This is a genomic window from Mesorhizobium sp. BH1-1-4 (assembly GCF_020165665.1).
Classification (GTDB): domain Bacteria; phylum Pseudomonadota; class Alphaproteobacteria; order Rhizobiales; family Rhizobiaceae; genus Mesorhizobium.
Genome location: NZ_JAIUIN010000009.1, coordinates 54,464 through 76,368 on the forward strand (window position 1 = coordinate 54,464; position 21,905 = coordinate 76,368).

Annotated in this window: 23 protein-coding genes; 14 read left to right on the forward strand and 9 right to left on the reverse strand. The window is 62.8% G+C overall.

Translation table 11 applies throughout. The features are described from left to right. Window positions 1-57: 57 nt before the first annotated feature. Together LB569_RS17325 and LB569_RS17330 are read right to left on the reverse strand one after the other, a co-directional pair. On the reverse strand, window positions 58-834 hold the full coding sequence (locus tag LB569_RS17325; RefSeq protein ID WP_224693469.1) for an esterase family protein: 777 nt from the start codon (window positions 832-834) through the stop codon (window positions 58-60). Window positions 835-836: 2 nt separating this feature from the next. Further along, window positions 837-2,003 (reverse strand): acetyl-CoA carboxylase biotin carboxylase subunit family protein, encoded by a 1,167-nt coding sequence (locus LB569_RS17330; protein ID WP_224693333.1) that lies wholly within the window; start codon window positions 2,001-2,003, stop codon window positions 837-839. A gap of 415 nt (window positions 2,004-2,418) precedes the next feature. Between LB569_RS17330 and leuA the strand changes: the two genes are divergently transcribed. From leuA to LB569_RS17350, 4 genes are all read left to right on the forward strand, one after another. Continuing rightward, complete coding sequence (gene leuA, locus LB569_RS17335) at window positions 2,419-4,155, forward strand: 2-isopropylmalate synthase (protein ID WP_224693334.1); 1,737 nt, start codon at window positions 2,419-2,421, stop codon at window positions 4,153-4,155. Between the two features lie 250 nt (window positions 4,156-4,405). Continuing rightward, entirely contained in the window at window positions 4,406-6,178 is a 1,773-nt protein-coding gene (locus tag LB569_RS17340) for a tetratricopeptide repeat protein (RefSeq protein ID WP_224693335.1), read from the forward strand. 237 nt (window positions 6,179-6,415) lie between these two features. Next, on the forward strand, window positions 6,416-7,216 hold the full coding sequence (locus LB569_RS17345; protein WP_224693336.1) for an alpha/beta fold hydrolase: 801 nt from the start codon (window positions 6,416-6,418) through the stop codon (window positions 7,214-7,216). 108 nt (window positions 7,217-7,324) lie between these two features. Next, window positions 7,325-7,939, forward strand: coding sequence for a hypothetical protein (locus tag LB569_RS17350; protein ID WP_140704688.1), 615 nt, complete (start codon window positions 7,325-7,327; stop codon window positions 7,937-7,939). On the opposite strand, the gene LB569_RS17355 is transcribed toward LB569_RS17350, so the two are convergent. Beyond that, on the reverse strand, window positions 7,923-8,852 hold the full coding sequence (locus LB569_RS17355) for a metallophosphoesterase family protein (RefSeq protein ID WP_140704686.1): 930 nt from the start codon (window positions 8,850-8,852) through the stop codon (window positions 7,923-7,925). The two genes, LB569_RS17350 and LB569_RS17355, sit on opposite strands and share 17 nt — an antisense overlap. Before the next feature lie 53 nt (window positions 8,853-8,905). On the opposite strand from LB569_RS17355, the gene LB569_RS17360 reads away from it, so the two are divergent. Next, on the forward strand, window positions 8,906-9,403 hold the full coding sequence (locus LB569_RS17360; protein WP_224538886.1) for an NUDIX domain-containing protein: 498 nt from the start codon (window positions 8,906-8,908) through the stop codon (window positions 9,401-9,403). Between the two features lies 1 nt (window position 9,404). On the opposite strand, the gene LB569_RS17365 is transcribed toward LB569_RS17360, so the two are convergent. Beyond that, window positions 9,405-10,397 (reverse strand): glutathione S-transferase family protein, encoded by a 993-nt coding sequence (locus LB569_RS17365; RefSeq protein WP_224693337.1) that lies wholly within the window; start codon window positions 10,395-10,397, stop codon window positions 9,405-9,407. Between the two features lie 267 nt (window positions 10,398-10,664). Between LB569_RS17365 and LB569_RS17370 the strand changes: the two genes are divergently transcribed. The 5 genes from LB569_RS17370 to LB569_RS17390 all read left to right on the forward strand — a co-directional run bounded on the left by LB569_RS17370 (window position 10,665) and on the right by LB569_RS17390 (window position 14,378). Further along, on the forward strand, window positions 10,665-11,207 hold the full coding sequence (locus tag LB569_RS17370) for a GNAT family N-acetyltransferase (RefSeq protein ID WP_140704680.1): 543 nt from the start codon (window positions 10,665-10,667) through the stop codon (window positions 11,205-11,207). A 155-nt stretch (window positions 11,208-11,362) separates the two neighbouring features. Then, the gene (locus tag LB569_RS17375; RefSeq protein ID WP_224693338.1) at window positions 11,363-12,124 is read left to right on the forward strand and encodes a 3-hydroxyacyl-CoA dehydrogenase; all 762 of its coding nucleotides are present in this window, start codon (window positions 11,363-11,365) and stop codon (window positions 12,122-12,124) included. A gap of 79 nt (window positions 12,125-12,203) precedes the next feature. Further along, on the forward strand, window positions 12,204-12,968 hold the full coding sequence (locus LB569_RS17380; RefSeq protein ID WP_224693339.1) for a HugZ family protein: 765 nt from the start codon (window positions 12,204-12,206) through the stop codon (window positions 12,966-12,968). 169 nt (window positions 12,969-13,137) lie between these two features. Beyond that, window positions 13,138-13,482: an ArsR/SmtB family transcription factor gene (locus LB569_RS17385; protein WP_140704674.1), complete on the forward strand. Its 345-nt coding sequence runs from the start codon at window positions 13,138-13,140 to the stop codon at window positions 13,480-13,482. 101 nt (window positions 13,483-13,583) lie between these two features. Next, window positions 13,584-14,378, forward strand: coding sequence for a TrmH family RNA methyltransferase (locus LB569_RS17390; protein WP_224693340.1), 795 nt, complete (start codon window positions 13,584-13,586; stop codon window positions 14,376-14,378). A 49-nt stretch (window positions 14,379-14,427) separates the two neighbouring features. Here the strand turns inward: LB569_RS17390 and LB569_RS17395 are convergent, their stop codons facing one another. After that, window positions 14,428-15,579, reverse strand: coding sequence for a hypothetical protein (locus LB569_RS17395; protein ID WP_224693341.1), 1,152 nt, complete (start codon window positions 15,577-15,579; stop codon window positions 14,428-14,430). A 155-nt stretch (window positions 15,580-15,734) separates the two neighbouring features. Beyond that, window positions 15,735-16,271 carry a DUF1134 domain-containing protein gene (locus LB569_RS17400; RefSeq protein ID WP_224538899.1) on the reverse strand — a complete coding sequence of 179 codons (537 nt, stop codon included), beginning with the start codon at window positions 16,269-16,271 and terminating at the stop codon, window positions 15,735-15,737. 386 nt (window positions 16,272-16,657) lie between these two features. Here LB569_RS17400 and chpT point away from each other — a divergent pair, with 386 nt between their 5' ends. Further along, the gene (gene chpT, locus LB569_RS17405) at window positions 16,658-17,287 is read left to right on the forward strand and encodes a histidine phosphotransferase ChpT (RefSeq protein ID WP_140704666.1); all 630 of its coding nucleotides are present in this window, start codon (window positions 16,658-16,660) and stop codon (window positions 17,285-17,287) included. A 245-nt stretch (window positions 17,288-17,532) separates the two neighbouring features. Continuing rightward, window positions 17,533-17,937: a PleD family two-component system response regulator gene (locus LB569_RS17410; RefSeq protein ID WP_140704664.1), complete on the forward strand. Its 405-nt coding sequence runs from the start codon at window positions 17,533-17,535 to the stop codon at window positions 17,935-17,937. A gap of 103 nt (window positions 17,938-18,040) precedes the next feature. On the opposite strand, the gene ctrA is transcribed toward LB569_RS17410, so the two are convergent. Further along, window positions 18,041-18,736 carry a response regulator transcription factor CtrA gene (gene ctrA / locus LB569_RS17415; RefSeq protein ID WP_006203583.1) on the reverse strand — a complete coding sequence of 232 codons (696 nt, stop codon included), beginning with the start codon at window positions 18,734-18,736 and terminating at the stop codon, window positions 18,041-18,043. Between the two features lie 451 nt (window positions 18,737-19,187). On the opposite strand from ctrA, the gene LB569_RS17420 reads away from it, so the two are divergent. Beyond that, window positions 19,188-19,565 carry a flagellar export protein FliJ gene (locus LB569_RS17420; RefSeq protein WP_140705050.1) on the forward strand — a complete coding sequence of 126 codons (378 nt, stop codon included), beginning with the start codon at window positions 19,188-19,190 and terminating at the stop codon, window positions 19,563-19,565. 118 nt (window positions 19,566-19,683) lie between these two features. Here LB569_RS17420 and LB569_RS17425 read toward each other — a convergent pair whose 3' ends face one another. Continuing rightward, window positions 19,684-20,025: a winged helix-turn-helix transcriptional regulator gene (locus tag LB569_RS17425; RefSeq protein WP_224693342.1), complete on the reverse strand. Its 342-nt coding sequence runs from the start codon at window positions 20,023-20,025 to the stop codon at window positions 19,684-19,686. 119 nt (window positions 20,026-20,144) lie between these two features. After that, window positions 20,145-20,420: a DUF1153 domain-containing protein gene (locus LB569_RS17430; RefSeq protein WP_006203587.1), complete on the reverse strand. Its 276-nt coding sequence runs from the start codon at window positions 20,418-20,420 to the stop codon at window positions 20,145-20,147. 286 nt (window positions 20,421-20,706) lie between these two features. Here LB569_RS17430 and mnmA point away from each other — a divergent pair, with 286 nt between their 5' ends. Continuing rightward, entirely contained in the window at window positions 20,707-21,897 is a 1,191-nt protein-coding gene (gene mnmA / locus LB569_RS17435; RefSeq protein WP_224693343.1) for a tRNA 2-thiouridine(34) synthase MnmA, read from the forward strand. Window positions 21,898-21,905 lie beyond the last annotated feature (8 nt).

Here is a 21,905-nt window from a genome sequence, read left to right on the forward strand (position 1 = left end):
CGGCTGATGTCAGCTGATGACGACAAGGCAAGCGACGAATGGGCTCTGGTGTGGTCGTCAATCCAGCCTATGCATCAGATCATCATCCAGCCAGCGGCCGAAGAAATAGACCAGCTGCTTATGCCACCACGGCCAGTCATGGCTGACATCGCCGCCCCAATAGTCGACCCAGGCGGGAATGGACTTGTCGCGCAGGATCCGTTCCAGCTGGCGCGTCTCGACCAGCATGCGCTCTTCCCAGGCGCCTTGCCCGCAGCAGAAGATCAGCCTCAGCGCCTTCAGCCGCGCCAGCAATTTCGGATCGACGATCCCGGGCAGATAGTCGAGCGGCGAGTTGTAGAAGATGTCGCCGTCGAGCGCCTTGCCGAAGAAATCGCGGGCCGAATAGACACCCGACAGCGAGATGACGCCGCTGGCCAGTTCGGGAAAACGGAAGACGAAGTTCGAGGAATGGTAGCCACCCATCGAACAGCCCGAGAACAAGGGCTTCAGCCGCCGTCCGCCATTGGCTTGCGCCGCGGTTTCCAGAAATTCCGGTAGCGCCTCCTCGCGCACATAGCGGAAATAGGCCTCGTGGCGGGCGATCCGGTGCGCGGTGTCGACATGCTTGGCGAAGAAGGATTCCGAATCGATGCCGTCGACGGTGAACAGCTGGATGCGGCCGGTGTCGATGAATTCGGCGAGCGCGCCCACCCCGCCGGAATCCTCGAACTGGTAGAACCGCCCCTGCGATGTCGGGAACACCAGGACAGGCCGGCCGGCATGGCCGTAGCGCTTGTACTCCATGTCGCGGCCAAGAGTGCGGGCGAAAGCCTTGTGATAGGAAATGTCCATGCTCAAGCCTTTTCCGCGTGGATATAGGCAACCGCCTCGCGCAGATCAGCCTGATCCTTCGAGCGCATCTGATAGGCGTAATCACCCATGGCGCGGCTGAAAACCTTCTCGATGGCCTGATGGTGGACGATCTTGTCGCGGTGCGCCGCTAACACGTCCGCATGGCTGTGCAAATAGTCGAGGTGGCGCTTGCGGCTGGCATAGGCGGTGAAATACTTGCCCTCATAGGGGCCGCCCGCGGCGTCCTTCACCACCATGTCCGCCCACGCCGCGTAGACGTCGATGTCGAACGTGTAGTTGATCGCGTCGGTCATCCAGGCGCCCGGCGGGCGCATGTTGACCTCCAGCGCGATGACGCGATCGTCCCTGGTCTCGAACAGTTCGATATGGAAGAAGCGCTCGCGCACGTCGAACGCCTTCAGGATTTTGCGGCCGGCCTCCTCGATTGCCGGCCTGACCCGGGGAAAGCAGGTGTAACTCATGTGGCGGTCCTTGTTGACCACCTCCATGATACTCTGGTCGTAGCGGTGGCTGGCCGCCAGCACCACCTCGCCGTCACGGTTGACCAGCCCGTCATAGGTGACCACCAGACCCTCGATGAACTGCTCCATGACGAAGGTCACGTCCTCCGGCTTGTCCCGGAAGAACTGGTCGAGCTCCTTGGCATTGGAGATCTTGAACGTATTCGAAGCGCCTGAGCCTGAATCCGGTTTAACCACCACGGGATAGCCGACGCGGCGGATGAAGGTCATGGCCCCAGTGCGGTCGGAGCATTTGCGCTGCGCGATGGTCTCGACGCCGCTCTTGCGGAAGAAGGCGCGCATGCGGCTCTTGCGCTTCAAATTCTTCACGAAATCGAGCTTGGTGCCGTAGATGTTGAAATCGGTGCGAATGTTGGCTTCCAGCTCCAGCCAATGCTCGTTGAGCGATTCGAAGCGGTCGATGCGGCCCCATTTGTGGATGAAATGGCCCATCGCCCGGAACACAGGCTCATAAGCCTCCATGTCGGCGACGCGGTAGTATTCCGAAAGCGCTGCCTTCAGCTTGCCGTCCAGCGCATCATAGGGCGCGTCGCCAATGCCGAGCACGGTCGCGCCGGCTTTCTTCAGCCGGTCGCAGAAATCAGCGCCGTTGGCGGGAAAATGCGGCGAGAAGAACACGAAATTCATGGACACCCCCTCCCGGCGGCGGCGCACCGCAGCCCCCGCCGGCGTTCAAGTCTGGCGCATTTGTGGGGCGCGGGGAAGAGCGCTCGCATTAGGGATTATACTCGACAAGGGCCGGGTGCGCTTGCCTCTCACAAGCCGCTCCTGTAAGAGAACCGGCATGAACACCCGCGCCACCCCCGCTTCCCGTCAGACCGGCTTTGCCGGCGAGACCGTGCGCGCGCTTGCCTCGACCCTGCTTCTTCTCGGCCTTATCGGCGATCGCCGGGTTCGCTGAAGGAGCGCCCGGCGGTCGAACCGCCGCGCAAGCGCATGCTCCTTGGCAAATCACATCAAGCGAACGAAATTCTGGTAAAGGCGCCGCTTGGCACCCCATCCGCCTGAAAGGTGGACCCGCCAGCCGCCGGGAGACACGACGATGAACGCACGAGAAGACATCCGCGCAAGCGAAGCCCCGACGGGCAAGCAGGCCGGCGGCATGCCGGACGCCGCCCGTAAATATCAACCCTATCCCACCGTCGGCCTCACCGACCGCACCTGGCCCTCGAAGGTGATCGACAAGGCGCCGATCTGGTGCTCGGTCGACCTGCGCGACGGCAACCAGGCGCTGATCGATCCGATGGGTCACGAGCGCAAGGCGCGCATGTTCGCGCTGCTGCTCGACATGGGCTTCAAGGAAATCGAGATCGGCTTCCCGTCGGCCTCGCAGACCGACTTCGACTTCGCCCGCTGGTGCATCGAGGAAGGCAATGTGCCGCCCGATGTGTCATTGCAGGTGCTGGTACAGTGCCGGCCCGAACTGATCAGCCGCACCTTCGAGGCGCTCAAGGGCGCCACCAACCCGATCGTGCATTTCTACAATTCGACCAGCGAATTGCAGCGCCGCGTCGTCTTCGAGAAGGATGTCGGCGGCATCAAGCGCATCGCCACCGATGCCGCCAAGATGATCACCGACATGGCGGCCAAGGCGGGCGGCGGCTACCGTTTCGAATATTCGCCGGAGAGTTTTACCGGCACGGAACTCGAGGTCGCGTTGGAGATCTGCAACGCCGTCACCGACATCGTCAGGCCGACGCCTGACAACAAGCTGATCATCAACCTGCCCTCGACGGTCGAGATGTCGACGCCCAACATCTATGCAGACCGCATCGAATGGATGTGCCGCAACCTCGACAACCGCGAGAACCTGATCATCTCGCTGCATCCGCACAATGACCGCGGCACCGGCATCGCCACCACCGAACTCGGCCTGATGGCGGGCGCTGACCGCGTCGAAGGCACGCTGTTCGGCAATGGCGAGCGCACCGGCAATGTCGACATCGTCACCTTGGCGCTCAACATGTACACGCAAGGCGTCGATCCGGGCATCGACTGTTCCGATATCAACCGGATGAAGGACGTCTACGAATATTCGAACCAGCTGAAGATCCCCGAGCGCCACCCCTATGTCGGCGAACTCGTCTACACGGCCTTTTCCGGCTCGCACCAGGACGCCATCAACAAGGGCATGAAGGCGCTGAAAAAGGCCAACACAAGCCTGTGGGAAGTGCCCTATCTGCCGATCGATCCAGCCGATGTCGGCCGCAGCTACGAGGCCATCATCCGCATCAACTCGCAGTCGGGCAAGGGCGGCATCGCCTATGTGCTGCAGGCCGATTATGGCCTCAATCTGCCGCGCAATCTGCAGATCGAGTTCAGCCAGGCGATCCAGGCGATCACCGATGCCGAAGGCAAGGAAGTGCCGGCCCAGCGCATTTACGAGCGTTTCCTCGAAACTTATATCGACCAGCCCGGCGCGCGCCTGAAATTCCTCGACCATCACACCTATCCGGATACCGAGATCAAGGGCCGGCGGGTGGTCGAGGCGATCATTCTAGACAATGGCAAGGAAGTAACGATTTCGGGCAGCGGGACCGGCCCGATCGACGGCTTCGTCGATGCGCTGTCGCGCCATGTCGGCGTCGAGATGTCGGTGCTCGATTATTCCGAGCATTCGATGCAGCGCGGCTCGAACGCGTCGGCCATCTCCTATGTCGAGATGGAATATCCCGGCGGCAAGCTGTTCGGCGCCGGCATCAACACCAACATCGTCGCCGCCTCGCTGGAAGCGGTGACGTCAGCCGCCAATCGGATCGTCGGTCGCAAGGCGCGGTAGCATCGGCCGGCGGCGCGAGGGACTTGGAGGAGCCCTCTCGCGCCGTCATTTTTTCAAGCTCGTGCAAGACCTTGGCCCGATTGGCCGATGATGTTTGCAGTGATGACCGTGCCGAGATTGGCCACGCCATTAACCACCGGGAAAATATCCGGTGAGGTACGCGATCGCATAATGGGTGTATACTTGTGTGGCGGTGCGGGCATTATATGATCCGTGCCTTAACCTGTGCCGAGTTCGAGAGGATCGACACTTGCAGCATGCCACGCCTGCCGCCCCCGCAGTGCGCGAAACATTGGAGCGACTGCTTGCCAGCGAAACGTTCGGGAGATCCGAACGAGCGCGCAAGTTGATCCGTTATCTTGTCGAACGCGAGCAGGCTGGCGAAGCCGACAGGCTCAAGGGCTTTTCCATCGCCATGGACGTCTTCGGCAAGGACGGCGATTTCGATCCGTCGACCGACGCCGTGGTGCGGGTTCAGGCCGGTCGGCTGCGTGATCTGCTGCAGCAATATTTCGCCAATGAAGGCATCGCCGAGCCTGTCCGCATCGCCATTCCGCGCGGCGGCTATGTCCCGGCCTACGAGCTCAATGCGATCCGCTTGCCGGAAACGGCCAAGCTCGCCAGCCAGACGGGAGCAGCGGCGGCACCATCGTCGCAACCCGACGTCGCCGCGAATGTCGAGGCACCCGCCGCGCTTCTGGCACCGGTGGTCGCGCCGGTGCCGTCGGTGGCGCGTCACCTCAGATTCTTCTGGATGGCGATCGCCCTCGTCATCGCCATGCTCGGCGTTTTGATCCTGCGTCAGGGCAGCGGTGGGCTGCTGACAGGCGGCGACCTGGCGGCGACGCTCGAGACCGCCGGCCTGACCGGCGTCTCGCCGTCCCCCGCCAGCGAGGCCTTGCCGCTCGTCTACATCGCCGTCAAGGCCAGTGGCACGGATGCCAGCCGTGTCGCCGCATCGCTGCGCGCCGGCCTGAGCGGCTTCGATACGATCGACTTCATCGGTCGCGACACGGTCGGCAAAACCGATCCAGCCACCAATGCCACGAGCTTCATCTTCGATGTTCTGCCTGGCCCGGACACGGGCGACATCATGGTCGAACTGCAGAGCGTGGCGACCGGACGGGTGCTGTTGTCGCGCAACCTGACCGCCGCCGACAGCGCACCGGCCGCCGTCGAGGACAGTATAGGTGGCATCTTGACGTCCGCTCTTCCCGATTCCGGCACGATCTACACCTATCTCGAACAGAGCGGCATCCAAACAGGCCTGACGCAGTGCCTGCTGCTCAACGGCAAATACTATCTCGACCAGAACGCCAGGACCCACGAGGCCGCCTATCGCTGCCTCGAAAACCTCGCTGAAAGCAGCGCCAAATCGTCGCTGGTTTATTCCGAGCTCGCTTCATTGCAGCTCGAGGCCGTGAACGACCACTACGCCTATCCGCCGGATGCGACGATCGAGAAGGCGCTGACATTCGCCCACCGCGCCGTGCAGATGGGGCCAACCAGCCCTAACGCGCATCGCGCCTATGGCTACATCTATTCGCGACTTGGCAATGCCGACGAAGCACTGCGCTGGATGCGCAAGGCCCACGACCTTAACCGCTACGATATAACCATGGCTGCCGCCTACGGCTACGCGCTGATTTTCGCCGGCCGGTATGCCGAGGGGACGCCGATCCTGGCCCAGGCGGTGGACGTCTCCAGCAGTCATCCGACATGGTGGGATTTCGGACTTTTCGCCGGCGAACTCATGCTTGGCGACACGAACAAGGCCGCCATCGCCAGTTCCTCTCTGAGAACAACCGCAACGAAGTCGCACTATCTTGCCGCCCGGCTGATTGGCGCCAAGATCGCTGGTCAGGACAATATGGCGCGCAAGCTGCTCGATGAGCTGACCGCCCAATTTCCAAAATTCGCCGCCAACCCGCGCGCGACCTTCATCGACCGGAAGTACCCGCCCGATCTGACCGAGCGGCTGGTCGGCGCCCTGCGCGCCGCGGGCCTCGGCAACGCGAGCTGACGTCCAACGGGCAGAACTGTTGGACCAACCGAATTGCCGGTCGCCGCAAGCACGTGGCGAAGCCCGATAGAGGTGATTTTGCCGGTTTTCCTGGGCGAACGCGCAAATCGCATAGTCGACAACCAGGAGTCGTCGCGAAAATTTTACTGGCCATCGTGCTGGACGAGGCGCAATCCAGCCGCATTTGGTGTCTGGTCCCGCGATTTCCCACAGCCCCGCAACAAGCCTCCCCGTCTCATGACTTCATCGCCTCATGCCGCCGACCACGGTGCTGGTTCGAAGACCATCGCCCTGCTGCATGGTTTTGGCGGCTGCCATGATATCTGGGATGATGTGATCGCGTCGCTGTCGCCCGCGTTGCGCACACTCGCCTATGATTTGCCCGGGCACGGGCTGTCGCTCGATTTCCCTGGTGCCGGCCCGGCCAAGGTTGCGGCAAGGGCCGTTCTGGCCGATCTCGCCGCTCGGGCGGTGAAACGCGTTCATCTTGTGGGCCACTCGATGGGTGGCGCGGTGGCGACGCTGATGGCCTTGACGGAGCCCGAGAAGGTGGCCTCGCTGACGCTCCTGGCGCCCGGCGGCTTCGGCCCCGAGATCAACGGTCCGCTGTTGCGCCGCTTTGCCGCCGCAAGGGATGCCTCCGACATCCGCTCGTGCCTCGTCGCGATGTCGGGACCGCTGACGCGGCCCTTCGATCACACGGTGGAGGCCCTTCGGGACATGCGCGCGCGACCAGGCCAGGTGGAGAAACTCGTCGACATCGCAGCCGCCATGACCAGCGGCGACCGGCAGGGCGTCATCCCCCGCGACCGATTGGACACGCTGACCATGCCGGTGATGGTGGTATGGGGAAGCGATGATCCGATGCTGTCCTTTACCCATACGGATGATCTGCCCGCGCGATTTCATGTGCACCATGTGCTGGGGGCTGGCCATATGCTGATCGAGGAGGCGCCCGATCTGGTCGCCACGATCATCCAGCGCAACATGAACCGCCGCCCCAGGCCCATGCCCGCGAAACTCGCCGCGACCGGTTGATACTTCCAGCGCGGTACCGCCCAGGCGCCTTGCCACCTGATCTCGCCAGTGCATTTTGCCGGCGGCTGTGTTAACTGCGTGTTAACCAACCCCGCGAGGCAGACGCCGATGAAGGACGCAGGCGAGAAGATCGATCCGTCAAGCAAACTGTCCGATGCCATCCGCGACGTGAAGAATGCCTTCGCCGACCGCGACGATGTCGTCGTCGACATGCGCGAGGCGCACCGCATGCGCCTCGACCTCCTGGCTGCGGAGCTCGCGCCCGTCTTCGCCGATGTTCCGGCCGACATGGACAATTTCGACTTTGTCGTCTCTTCGGGCCTGCAGCCGCGCCTGTGGATCGACGCCGTCAGCCATGTCGCGATGGGACGCGACCGCCGCACCTACCGCTTCCTCAAGGACACCCGCATTGGCCGCGTCGTGCTTGCCGAATCGACCGAGATGAAGCCGGTCGCCGATTCCGTGACGCGTTATGTCGCGGAGCGCATCGTCGAGCGCCGCAGGATGATGGAAGGCGGTGTCGAGCCTGCGGTCGCCGGCATGAAGCGCGCCGAGGTCGCGGAGGCCGAACCGCCCCTGCGAGCCTCGACGCCTGGCAAAGGCTGGTCGGCCTTCCTGTCCGGCCTTGGCCTGGTCGCCGCCGGCGCACTGGTCGGCCTCGCCGTATCGGCCGCGCTGCTCTGGGACCGCATCGCGGCCATGCTTGTCAACTGGCGGCCGTAGCCGCGCCGGCCTCCACACCGAGCTCCAGGCTCTGCAGATCGGTAGGCGGTATGGACGGCCCGGTCAGGCCGCGCCGCGTCAGGCGGATGCGCCAGTTTCCCTTTTCACCGTCGATGTCGATGAGATTGTACTGCGCTGCCGGGTGATTGCCGCCCGGCGCCTGGCCGGCGGCCGCGACGCCGACCACCGGAACCTTCGCACCGCGCTGCCCGATCTGGAACAGCGATGGCAGATGCGAATGGCCATGCAGCACGAGTTCGGCTCCATGGCGGCGGATGATCTTGTGGAAGCGGGCGATTCCGAACAGCCGCTTGTGCTGGGAGACCGCGCCGCGCACCGGCGGATGATGGATCATGATCGTCCGGAACAGCCCTTGCCTGGCCGTGCTCTCGAGGATCTTGCCTAGCCTTTCCGCCTGCCCTTCCATGAAGAAGCCATTGGCCATGAAGGGCGCCGTGGCGCGCGCCGTCGAGACCCCGATCAGCGCGACATCGCCGCGCACGCGCAGATAGGGGAAGGCGTTGCGGTCGACCGGGCTGTTGACGCCGTCGCCGCTCATCCACGCCGCCCACGAGCGGCAGACTTTGTCGAAGGCGCCCGGCACATAGGCATCATGGTTTCCCGGCACGACCGAAACGTCATGCGGCGACCCCAGCGTCTCGAGCCAGTGTTTTGCCATCTCGATCTCGCCGTCGAGCGCCAGGTTGACGAGGTCGCCGGTGACGGCGAGATGGTCCGGGTTTTGCGCCTTGATGTCGGCGGTGATGGCGTCGATGACGGCATCGTGCATGTGGCGGCGTCGGTTGCGCTGCCAGTTCACATAGCCGAGCACGCGCTTGGACGCGAGATCGCGATAGGATACATCGGGAAGCGGCCCCAGATGGACATCGGAAATATGCGCGAGCCTGAACATTCCTCTTTCATAGGCGACGCGCACGCGCCTTTCCACCCACGGTTTCGCTCCTGATGTCGACCGATGACGAAGCCGCGTTCCGCCAGACCGGCTGGGCGGGCTTGAGGGCCCGGCTGTTCCATCTCTATTTCGTGCTGCGGCGGCCGATGACGCTGGGCGTGCGCGGCCTGATCCACGATGCCGCGTCCAATTCCGTCTTCCTCATCCGCCACACCTATGTGCCCGGCTGGCAGCTTCCCGGCGGTGGCGTCGAGGTTGGCGAGACCATGGCCGAGGCGCTGGCGCGCGAACTGGCCGAAGAGGGCAACATCCATCTCGCGGACGCGCCGGTTCTCAAATCGATGCATTTCAATCGCCGCGCCAGCCGGCGCGACCATGTCGGCTTCTATCTCGTCGAAAGTTTTAGCCAGACCGCGCCGAAGCTGCCCGACCATGAAATCGCCGAGGCCGGCTTCTTTCCTCTCGACCGCTTGCCGCAGGGGACGACGCCGGCAACGCTGCGGCGGATTGCCGAGGTTTTCGGCAGCGTGCCGGCATCGCCCTATTGGTAGATCAGGCCGCCGCCCTCGCGAACTTCGCCCGGTCATGCGGCGCACCATAGTCGAGTTCCGGTCCCACCGGCACGATCCGCGTCGGATTGATCGTTTCGTGGCTGCGGTAATAATGCGCCTTGATGTGATGCAGGTTCACCGTCCCCGCCACACCGGGCACCTGATAGAGGTCGCGCAGATAGTTCGACAGGTTCGGATAATCGGCGATGCGGCGCAGGTTGCATTTGAAATGGCCGACATAGACCGGGTCGAAGCGCACCAGCGTGGTGAACAGCCGCCAGTCGGCCTCGGTGATGCGGTCACCCACGAGATAGCGTTGCCTGGACAGGCGATCCTCCAGCCCATCGAGCGTCGAAAACAGCTCGCCGAAGGCTTCTTCATAGGCCGCCTGCGTGGTGGCGAAGCCGGCGCGGTAGACGCCGTTGTTGACGGAGGGATAGACCAGCGCGTTGATCGCGTCGATCTCGCCGCGCAGTGCCTGGGGATACAAATCGAGGCCGGCATCGCCCCACTGATCGAAGGCCGAGTTGAGCATCCGGATGATTTCGGAGGATTCGTTGGAGACGATGGTCTGTCCCTTTTTGTCCCAAAGCACCGGCACCGTCACCCGTCCTGAATAGGAGGAGTCCGCCCTGGTGTAGATCTGGTGCAGGAAGTCGAGGCCATGGAGCGTGTCGCCGGTGGCGCCGTCCTCGGCGACAAACGTCCAGCCATTGGCACCCAGGAAATGATGCACGATCGAGACGGAGATGATGCCTTCGAGCCTCTTCAACGCTCGAAAGATCAGCGTCCGGTGCGCCCAGGGACAAGCGAGCGAAACATAAAGGTGATAGCGGCCGGGCTCCGCCTTGAAGCCTCGGCCGCGGCCTTGCGCCGGTGCGCCGTCTCGCGTGACCCAATCGCGCCACTGCGATTGCGGCCGCACGAACTTGCCACCGCTGTCCTTGGTGTCATACCAGCGGTCTTGCCATTTGCCGTCGACCAGCAATCCCATGGAATATCCTTTCGCGTTTCCACCTCATGTAGAGCGCGATGCGGCACGGCGGAATCATTCAGGACTGAACAGATCGTCAATCGGTAGGGCCAGCGAACGGGTCGATTGCGGCGGCGCCAAATTGATGCTAGCGGACACTCCGCATGTTCGACTTTGCTTTGATCCGGTTTGACCGACGACGAAAGGGCGCCCGCGCTTGATGAAGCGCTGACTGGCGAATGCTGCCGTTTGCAGCAATCTTTCCTCCTCTACCGGAACGCAAAGACCATGAGCCTTGCCGACGTGAAAGACCTGGCCGACGTGAAGTACCTGCCGGAAACCCCGGCGCACGACCCTGAAATCGAAGCCATCAATGACGAAGCCTTCGGGCCCGGCCGTTTCGTGCTGGCTGCCTACAAGATCCGCGAGGCCGGCGGCCACGAGCGCTCCCTTTCCTTTGTCGCGGTCGACGGCGACCTCGTCGTCGCCTCGGTGCGCATGACGCGCATTGCCGCCGGTGCCGGCCGGGCGCTGATGCTCGGGCCGCTCGCGGTGCGGCCCGCCTTCAAGAATCTCGGCATCGGCCGCCGGCTGGTGGCGATCGCACTGGAGGCAGCCGCCAAGGCCGGCGCGCCCGCCGTCATCCTGGTTGGTGACGAGCCCTATTACGGGCCGCTCGGCTTCAAGCGCATCCCGCGCGGCCAGATTTCGATGCCGCGGCCTGTCGACCTCGACCGCTTGCTCTCGCACGAGATCACGCCGGGCGCCGTGGCCAGGCTTTCGGGCGAAGTCGGCCACGCCAGCCAGGCCAGGATCGTCGAGCACGCCTAGGGCGGCTCCACGAAATTATGAGCGGTTTTCCGCGGTTCGCCGTTTCCTCAAGACGGCGAGCGGACCTTGACCTTGTCCGTCGATCCGGGCCTGATCCTGGCTCACGCAAAAGCCGGTTCTCATAAGAAGCCCGTTTTCAAGAAAAGGATGACGCCATGAATCCCAACGGCCAGATCGCGATCGTGACCGGCGGCGGCTCCGGACTTGGCGAGGCAACGGCGCGCGCGCTTGCCGCCAAGGGGGCGCGCGTCGCCATCTTCGACGTCGGCATCGAGCGCGCGGCCAAGGTCGCGGCGGAGATCGGCGGCATCGCCGTCCAGTGCGACGTCGCGAGCGCCGACAGCGGCGCCGCCGCACTGGCCGAGGTCGCCGCCAAGCTTGGCGAGCCGCGCATCCTGGTCAATTGCGCCGGCATTGCCATCGGCGTGAAGACGATCGGCAAGGATGGTCCCCATCCGCTCGAACAGTACCGCAAGGTGATCGAGGTCAATCTGATCGGCACGTTCAACATGATCCGCCTTGTTGCCGACCGCGCCGCCAAACTCGAGCCGCTGCAGGGCGGCGAGCGCGGCGTCATCGTCAACACCGCCTCGGTCGCCGCCTATGAGGGCCAGATCGGCCAGGCCGCCTATTCCGCCTCCAAGGGGGGCGTCGTCGGCATGACGCTGCCGGTGGCGCGCGATCTCGCCCGGTCCGGCATCAGGGTCTGCACCATCGCGCCCGGCATCTTCAAGACGCCGATGATGGCAGGCATGCCGCAGGACGTGCAGGACTCGCTGGGCGCCGCCGTGCCCTTCCCGTCACGCCTCGGCGAACCATCCGAATATGCGGCACTTGCCCTGCACATCGTCGAAAACCAGATGCTGAACGGCGAGACCATCCGCCTCGACGGCGCCATCCGTATGGCGCCGAAATAGCGCCAGGCGAACTGTTGTCGGAAGGACCAAATTCGGCCGGCAACACTGATAAGCGAGATAAATTGTGGCGAGCGTTTCGATGCAGCAAAATCAAAATAACGATGTGGTCCGAGAGACCGACGCCGAGGCGATTCGGTTGGCAAAAATACTTCTGCGCAGTGCCCGCTTCGGCGCCCTGGCGGTGCTGGAGCCAACCACCGGGGCGCCCCTGGCCAGCCGGGTGGGCGTCGCCACCGACATCGACGGCGCGCCGCTTATCCTGGTGTCGATGCTGGCGGCGCACACGCCTGCCCTGCTCGCCGATCCGCGCTGTTCCCTGCTGCTCGGCGAGCCCGGCAAAGGCGATCCGCTGGCGCATCCTCGGCTGACACTGGTCTGCCAGGCGTCGCGGCTGGAGCGCGGCTCGCAGCCGCATGCCCGCGCCGAGCGCCGTTATCTCAACCGCAATCCCAAGGCGAGCCTCTATGCCGGGCTCGGCGACTTCTCATTCTTTCGCCTGGAGCCGCGACGCGCCAGACTCAATGGCGGCTTCGGCAAGGCCTATCTGCTCGAACGGCCCGATCTCATCACCGATGGGCCCATCATCGAAGAACTCGCGGCAAGCGAACAGTCGGCCGTCGAGCACATGAATGCGGACCATCTCGACGCGATCGCCGTCTATGCCCGTCATTTCGCCAAGGCATCAGGCGATGGCTGGACCATAGCTGGTTTCGACACCGATGGCATGGACCTGGTGTCGGGGGACAATGTTTGCCGGGTATTCTTCCCACAACCCTTGGTAAAGGCGCGGGAATTGCGTCCCGTTCTGGTCGAAATGGCCACGGCCGGCAGGGCCGCATCATAGACATAAGACGAAACTAAATTGCATTTGATCAAAAGCACCCTTGAGATTTGAAGGAAATGTTCTAGGCTTAGCTGTGGTGTTGACTCGTCGGCACCTTCGCAAGTGAATTTATGGATTCAGGCACCATTGCCCCCATGGCGCCTCGATGAGCAAACAGCATGGGGCATCAATGGTCTCGACAAAGCTAATCGCAAACGCCGAATCGGCCGCCGAATTTCTGATGCTGATGGGCAACGAAAAACGGCTGTTGATCATGAGCTATCTGATCGACGGTGAAATGTCGGTCGGCGCCATCGCCGAAAAGGTGATGCTCAGCCAATCCGCCCTCTCGCAGCACCTGGCCAAGTTGCGGGCGCTCGACCTCGTGGACACCCGCCGCGACCGCCAGATGATCTACTATTCCTGCAAATCCGATGCGGTGCGCGAACTGCTCGCCATGCTGGATGGCATTTTCGGCGGCGGCAAGGAAGATCTGTCCCAGATGGCGCAGAGGTTGCGTCGCGCCGGGACTTGACCGGGCACTGCCGCGGCCGTTTACCTCGCTGACGGTTTCCGGAGCGTCGCTCATGTGCCTTTGCCGGCACACGAGCCGCGCTTTTTATTGTTGAGCGGGACATGGACCCAATTCGCATCGACGACCCCCGCGATCCCCGTGTCGCGGCCTATTTCGATATCCGCGAGCGCGACCTGGCCGGCCGGCAAGGCCGCTTCGTCGCCGAGGGCAAGGTCGTGCTCGACCTGCTTTTGTCGTCGAGCCGCTTCGGTGCCGAATCCGTCCTGATCCTGGAAAACCGGCTTGGCGGGCTTGAGGACATACTGCGCAAGGCACAGGCGGACCTGCCGGTCTACGTCGTCGCCGGTGAGGTGATGGACGCCATCGCCGGATTCCACATGCATCGCGGCATCCTGGCCATCGGCCGCAAGGAGGCACTCCAGCCGACCGGTTCATTGCTGGATGCCTTGCCCGCCCGAGCCCTGGTCGTCGTGCTTGTCGGCATCGCCAACCACGACAATATGGGCTCGATCTTCCGCAACGCCGCCGCCTTCGGCGCCGATGCGGTTCTGATGGACCCGACATGCTGCGATCCGCTGTACCGCAAGGCGATCCGGGTTTCGGTTGGCGCCGTGCTCAAGGTCCCTTTCGCGTCCTTCGACGACACGGCGGACTTCACCGCGGACCTTGATCGGCGGGGTTATGACCAGTTCGCCCTGTCACCGCGCGGCCGGATCGACATAGGTCAGGCACGGCGTGGCGAGCGCCTGGCGCTCTATCTCGGCACAGAGGGAGAAGGCCTGCCCGAAAGCCTGCTCGCCCGTTTGCAAACGGTGCGGATCACCATGTCGAAAGGCTTCGACAGCTTGAACGTCGCCGCCGCCTCGGCAATTGCCTTGCATCATTTCTCGCAATGACGGGCGTGTGAGCCGGGACGCCTCGCGAGGGCGGCCAGCCCGCGCCGTGTCAGTTGGCTTCCGCCTTCTGCAGGTCCCGCACGCGGTCGGCCAGGCTGCGGTCGTGGCCGGCCGAACGGTTCTCCTGCGGTGCCGCCAGCGCCTTGGCGATTGGTGAATCGGGGCCTTCGAGCTTGGCCGTCAGGTGGACGACCTCCGCCGCCAACTCGTTCATCTGCTCACGCAGCGCGGCACCGCCATTCGTCAAACCCGAAGATGCCACGGCGCCGAGATCCGCCTTAAGGCGCTTGTTCTCGCGCGCCAGCGCCGTCAGCCTGGCCTCCAGCCGTTCGCGGTCGCCGTCGAGCTTGGCAATCGCCCGCTCCACGTCGTCGCGCATGCCGGCCTCGTCATGGCGGCCCGCTTCATCGGGCTTGCCGACCAGCCGCAGGGCCGGTGTGCCGTCCTCGGCTTTCGCTTTTTCCCGCAACCGCGCCAACTCCTTTTCGCGCCGATCCAGCTTGTCCTCTCGGTCGGCGAGCGTTGCCATCAGCCTCTCGACCTTCTTGTCGAGTTCGGCGGCCCTTTTCTTCTCGGCTTTCAGGGCATCGCGCGCGGCCTTGCTTTCCGCCGCGATCTCCTGGTTGCGCCGGTCCGCTTCCTTGCGCTGGCCGCGCAGCAGCGCGATGTCGCTGGCAAGCTTCTGCAATTCGGATTCGCGCGCCACGAGTTCGATCTGGCGGCTGCTGGAGGCAAAACTGGCATCGTCATACATGTGCTCCAGCTTTTCGAGATCGAGCGCCCGCCTTTCCAGTTTTCGCTCGGTTTCCTTGAGCCGCTCCGAAAGCTGATGCAGTTCCTCTTCGCGCTGCCGCAGTGCGTCATTCTTGGCGCCGAGTTCGGCCAGCGCGTGGTCCTTGTCCGTGCGCTCGATCGCCAGCCCCTTCAGCGCCTCGCGGCCGCGATTGATCTCGACGAGTTGTTCGGCCACCTTCCCGCGCAATGTCTTGACGTTGATTTCGAGGCGCCGCGTCGTCATGGCGTACTCGGCCCGGATCCGGTCCTTGTCGGCCTGGATCTCGGCTTGCGTCAGCGGAATGGAGGCTTCGATGCGCCGACGGGTCAGGGCGACGGCACGCCGCCAGACGGCCGGAGCCACCATCAGCGCCAGAAAGCCGGCACAGAGAAAGCCGAGGGCAAAGAACAGGACCGACTGAACCAAAGGACTACCCGTTATCGACGACAACTTGGAAGGCTGGACCGTGCCATCTTGGCATGGCGGAAATCCGGCACCACGGCAAGGGCTTGCCGCGGCTCATTCGGGTCCTGGGTTCGACATCCGGTCAAAAATGCCGCGCTTCGATCATGTCGGACAGATCAGAACGGATTCCACGTCGCCCGCTCGGTCAGTTTCAGGTAGCCGAGATTGACGCCGAGCCGTGCGCCGACGCCGGTACGGATGGGAACCAGCAGCACATTGTTGTTCTTCAGCACGTTGAAGCCGACGCCCGCAACCACATAGGCCGAACCGGCGACACCGCCATAGCGGTTGTAGAGATTGCCGACATCGTCGAGATTGTAGACCAGCATCATCACGCGCGAGCCCTCGCCGCCGAAATCCCAGCCCAGCGACGGGCCTTGCCAGAACACTTTGTGATCGCCGGCATTCTTGGTGTAGAGCGTACCTTCGCCATAGGTCAGGCCGCCGATCAGCGCGCCGGATCCTTCCTCGCCGAGCAGATAACCATTGGGCAGGCCGTAGGAGGCGAAGATCTTCTCCACGACGGTGGCCAACCCACCCGATGTCGCGCCGAAGAACTTGTGGCCTGAATCGACAATCTCCTGAGCGGTGTACTCCTGGGCCCGCAGGGCCGATGGCGAGAAGACGAGAACGCCCATGAGCGTGATCGCCATTGAGAGGACACGGAGAAAACTCCGGTCATAGAATCGGGAAAACATGCTTCCAATCTCCGTCATGAAGCACTTTCGCCGACGCCTCGCATCCGTACGGCTCTTTAGGCGGCCGTTAAGGATGACTGTTAGGGGCAAACTATGCCGTAATTCTTTTTCAACCATTAAACTTCCACATGAAGATGGCGGTTCGAAGGCTGTTTGGCGGTCGCGCGGGGCCGGAAGCCTACGCGAACACGCCATTTGCCCCGACGACAATTCCGGATTTGTTGCTGTACGTACGAGTGCTGTGTATTCAGAAGGCCTCGGGTTGGAACGTGATTCGTGTGGGCAGGCGCGATAACAACTCGCCCGGTCACGACTAGTGGATTTTGCAGGGATTTTCACCGATGGCCGATCTGTTCACCCTCTCCGCTCCGGATCTGGCGGCGCTTTTGTGCAGTCGCGTCTGCCACGACATCATCTCGCCGGTCGGCGCGATCAACAACGGACTTGAACTGCTCGACGAGGGTGGCGCCGACGAAGACGCCATGCGGCTGATCCGCCAGAGTGCAAAGAACGCCTCTGCCCGGTTGCAGTTCGCCCGGATCGCCTTCGGCGCCGCCGGCTCGGCCGGCATGATGATCGACACCGGAGATGCCGAGGCCGTCGCCATCGCTTTCCTCAAGAATGAAAAGCCGGAATTGGTCTGGAACGGACCTCGCGCGCTGTTGCCGAAGAACAAGGTCAAGCTGCTGCTCAACCTGCTCCTGGTCGCCAATGCCGCCATTCCGCGCGGCGGCAAGCTGGTCGCGACGCTCGAGAATCTCGAAACCGAGCCGCGCTTTTCGCTTTCGTCAAGCGGGCCGATGCTGCGCGTGCCGCCGAAATTCCTCGAACTGCATTCCGGTCACAAGCCGGAGGAACCGATCGACGCGCATTCGGTGCAGCCTTATTACACGCTGCTGCTGGCCCGCGAAGCCAACATGACGATTTCGATCCACGCGACAGCTGAGGAAATTGTCCTTTCAGCGGCCTGAGATCGGCACCGGCGACACGACCGAGCAAAGTATTTCAATCTGAAATATTTCATTGACGCCCAATTGGGGCGCGATGAACTTTGCCAGCGCGGCAACCCCGAAGCATCGCGAAGGAAAAGTCCGACGAACGGCATCTTTGCAAAAATTTTACCTAACGGCTTTTCGGCTTCTTTACCAGATCGGTCTAGGCTGCACCGCAGATGCCCAGAACGACCGGATCGCCCAAGGGCAAAGAGGACCCGGATATGAAACGCTGCATGTTCGTCGACGATTCAAGCGTCATCCGGAAGGTTGCAAAACGCATCCTCGGCGGTTCCGACATGATGGTCATCGAGGCGGCCAGCGGACTTGACGCGCTGGAGATGTGCGCCGCCGACATGCCCGACATCATCGTCGTCGACGGCGCCCTGCCGGATGTGCAGGCGGTCGACCTCATCCGTCGCGTGCGCGCCATGGAAAGCCCGATCAGGCCGCAGATCCTGATCTCGCTGGTCGAGCTCGACATCGCCTCGATCATGCGGGCCAAGCGCGCCGGTGCCCAGGGCTACCTGTTGAAGCCCTTCAACCGCCCGCAGCTACTCGAACGCTTTCGCGCCTTGAAGATCGCGCCTGATTCGGTGCTGGCGGGCAATTCCAGGAAAAGTGCGTAACGGTTCCGCCCGCGATTGCGTGAAACCGGATGGTGCCTGTCCAACGCAAAAACCCGGCCGCGGCCGGGTTTTTTATTGAAAGAAATCGGACGCTGTTCGTCGCTCAGGCGCTGACGCGGATGTCTTCCGGTTCGCGCAGCACATAGCCGCGGCCCCAGACGGTCTCGATGTAATTCTGGCCACCGGACGCGGCGTCGAGCTTCTTGCGCAGCTTGCAGATGAAGACGTCGATGATTTTCAGTTCCGGCTCGTCCATGCCGCCATAGAGGTGATTGAGGAACATTTCCTTGGTGAGCGTGGTGCCCTTGCGCAGCGAGAGCAGCTCCAGCATCTGGTATTCCTTGCCGGTGAGGTGCACGCGCTGGCCACCGACCTCGACGGTCTTGGCGTCGAGGTTGACCACCAGATCGCCCGTGGTGATGACCGACTGGGCGTGGCCCTTGGAGCGGCGCACGATGGCATGAATGCGCGCCACCAGCTCATCCTTGTGGAACGGCTTGGTCATGTAGTCGTCGGCGCCGAAGCCAAGGCCGCGCACCTTGTCCTCGATGCCGGCCATGCCGGAAAGGATGAGGATAGGCGTCTTTACCTTGGAGAGCCGAAGCGTTCTCAAGACCTCGTAGCCGGACATGTCGGGCAGGTTGAGATCGAGAAGGATGATGTCATAGTCGTAGAGCTTGCCCAGATCGACACCCTCTTCGCCGAGGTCTGTCGTATAGACATTGAAACTTTCCGATTTCAGCATCAGTTCGATGCTTTGTGCGGTTGCACTGTCATCTTCTATCAGCAGAACACGCATTTCATTCCCCTTTTCTGCTGCCGGGTCATTTCACGACCCGTCCTGCCCCGGAGCAGTGGTTGCCTTGTGCAGAGGCTGCCATCAAATGGTTAACAAAACCTAATTTCCCGTCCAATACGGTACCAGATTTTTTAACCTCTTTCTACACCCTCTTGAATCTAATAATGAATCACAAACCCAAATTCCTAATGCGACACATTAACAACCTGGACTAAGCGACTCCAGGGACTCATCGAGGCGGCTTCGCTTCGGCGGCCGGAATTTTTACCCGGCCTTAAGCCCTGACCCGTATGATTAACAATGCCCGTAAACGAATGGTTACCGCCGGCAAAAAACTTTAGGGTTTTGTTTCCCATAGTGTGGGGAAAGCCGGTGGACACGGGCAGTGCTTGGGCCTTTCCAGGTGGTTTGGACGATATGTGCGGGTGTGCGTTTCCGGGAGTACCGAATCATGAAGTCACGTGAAAACCTCGTTCGACTGAAGCAGTTTCAGGTGAATGAGAAGCGGCGGCAGCTGCTGCAGCTCGACATGATGATCGCCGAGTTCGAACGCATGGCCGTCGAACTGGAGCTTCAGATCACCGCCGAGGAAAAGAAAGCCGGCATCACAGATATCAACCATTTCGCCTATCCGACCTTCGCCAAGGCGGCGCGCCTGCGCCGCGACAATCTCAGGAACTCGCAAGGCGACCTCGCCCAGCAGCGAAGCGCCGCCGAATCATTACTCGGCGAAGCTGAAGCGGAGCTTTCCAAGGCTGAAATGCTGGAATCGCGCGATACCAAGATTCGCGAGGCCGAAACCGGCGGCCGCAGCGCCATGATCGGCTGAACCGGCCGACATCGGCGCGGTTCGGCACGCCCACCGTCGGACGACAAATTGAACCAGCGCAGGGTGGCGGCCACAAAGTGTGCTGTTGGCACGCAGGACCTAGGCTGCACTATTCCCTTCATTTCCAACGATCGCCCTTGCCCGCGCATCCTTTGATATCGGGCGCATGCTGCTCGGCCCATGATCTGATCTGGGTGAGCAGTCCAGCCAGGTTCTGGCCGAGCTCGGTCAGTTCATATTCGACGCGCGGCGGGATGACCGGATAGACCTCTCGCCGCACCAGGCCATCACGTTCCAGCACGCGCAGCGTCTGCGTCAGCATCTTCGGCGTGACGCCTTCGAGCTCGCGGGCGAGTTCGCCATTGCGCCGCCGGCCTTTGCGCAGCGCGCAATCGATGCAGGCAAGCTCGCCGTTCACGTTGCCAAGAACTTCTCGCTCGAGCATGCCGGTGCCGCCCACGCCTTTCTTGCCACCAGGCCGATCGGCAAGGTGGCGCTGACGGTCTGAACGTGGGAAGCAGCAGGTCCAAAACAAAAGGGCGCGGAGTGCCGCGCCCTTTGATCGTGCTCAGGCCGGCTCTAGTGCCGGTATTGCTGGATACGCGTGGTGCGCAGCCCGGCAAGGCCGTATTCGTCGATCGACGCCTGCCAGGACAGGAATTCCTCCGTGGTCAGCTTGTAGCGCTGGCATGCCTCTTCGAGGCTCAGAAGTCCGCCGCGCACGGCTGCAACCACCTCCGCCTTGCGCCGGATAACCCAGCGACGCGTGTTCGTCGGCGGCAGATCGGCAATCGTAAGAGGGCTGCCGTCGGGCCCGATAACATACTTAACTCTAGGTCTAACCAGATCGGTCATCGTACTCTCTACAAAAAACTCAAAGACCCAATCCCCGCCACGTTACCGCCACAGCTTTAAAAATTGCCTAAGCAGACCCTAATGACTAGGTAAGGATCGTGAACGCCGCGTTAGTCTTTTCACGGGCATTTGAAATATCGGGCTCGAAGCCCTGTTTTAGCCCGGAGAAATGTTTCGTCCGCGGCGTCCGCCACACCCGGCGGGTCGCGGTGCAAGCTGGCGCCGCCGGAAAGCTTGACCTATATTCTCGACATTGGCATTTGAGGTGCCGCGGAATGAAAGCACCATGAACAGTCTCGACCTTCCCAGACGTCCCGAAGAAACCCGCATCGTCGTCGCCATGTCGGGCGGTGTCGATTCATCCGTGGTCGCCGGGCTGTTGAAGCGCGAGGGCTATGATGTCGTCGGCGTCACCTTGCAGCTCTACGATCATGGCGCGGCGACGCATCGGGCCGGATCGTGCTGCGCCGGCCAGGACATCGACGACGCCCGCCGCGTCTCCGAGACGTTGGGCATTCCCCATTATGTGCTCGATTATGAAGAGCGTTTCCGCAAGGCGGTCATCGACCCGTTCGCCGAAAGCTATGTCGCCGGCGAAACGCCCATTCCGTGCGTGTCCTGCAACCAGACGGTCAAGTTCGCCGATCTCCTGGCCACGGCCAAGGATCTCGGCGCCGACGCGCTGGCCACCGGCCACTATATCCGCTCCGGCGCCAATGGTGCCCACCGGGCGCTTTACCGGCCGGTCGATGCCGACCGCGACCAGAGCTATTTCCTGTTCGCCACCACGCAGGCGCAGATCGACTATCTGCGCTTTCCGCTTGGCGGCCTGTCGAAGCCACAGGTTCGCGCCATCGCCGAGGAGATGGGGCTGACGGTCGCCGCCAAGCAGGACAGCCAGGACATCTGCTTCGTGCCGCAGGGCAAATATTCCGACATCATCGCCAAGCTGAAGCCGGCCGCCGCCAATCCGGGCGACATCGTCCATATAGACGGCCGCGTGCTTGGCCGCCACGAGGGCATTCTGCGCTACACGATCGGCCAGCGCCGTGGCATCGGCATTGCCTCCGGCGAGCCGCTCTATGTCGTCCATCTCGATGCCGAGCGCGCCCGTGTCGTGGTCGGCCCGCGCGAGGCGCTGGAGACGCACAAGATCTATCTGCGCAACATGAACTGGCTGGGTGACGGCGCGCTCGCCGATGTGCCCGCCGGCGGCATGGAGCTGTTCGCCAAGGTGCGCTCGACCAGGCCGCCACGGCCGGCCGTGCTGCGCCACGAGGCAGGCATGATCTCGGTCGAACTGGCCGATGGCGAATCCGGCATCGCGCCCGGACAGGCCTGCGTGCTCTATTCCGACGATGGCAACGAGGCCCGTGTCTTCGGCGGCGGCTTCATCGAGCGCTCCGAGCGCGGCGCCGAGGCCGAAGCGATGTTGAGCCGGCTTGCCGCGAAGCCGGCTCAGGTTGCCGCCGAATAGGCGCAGCC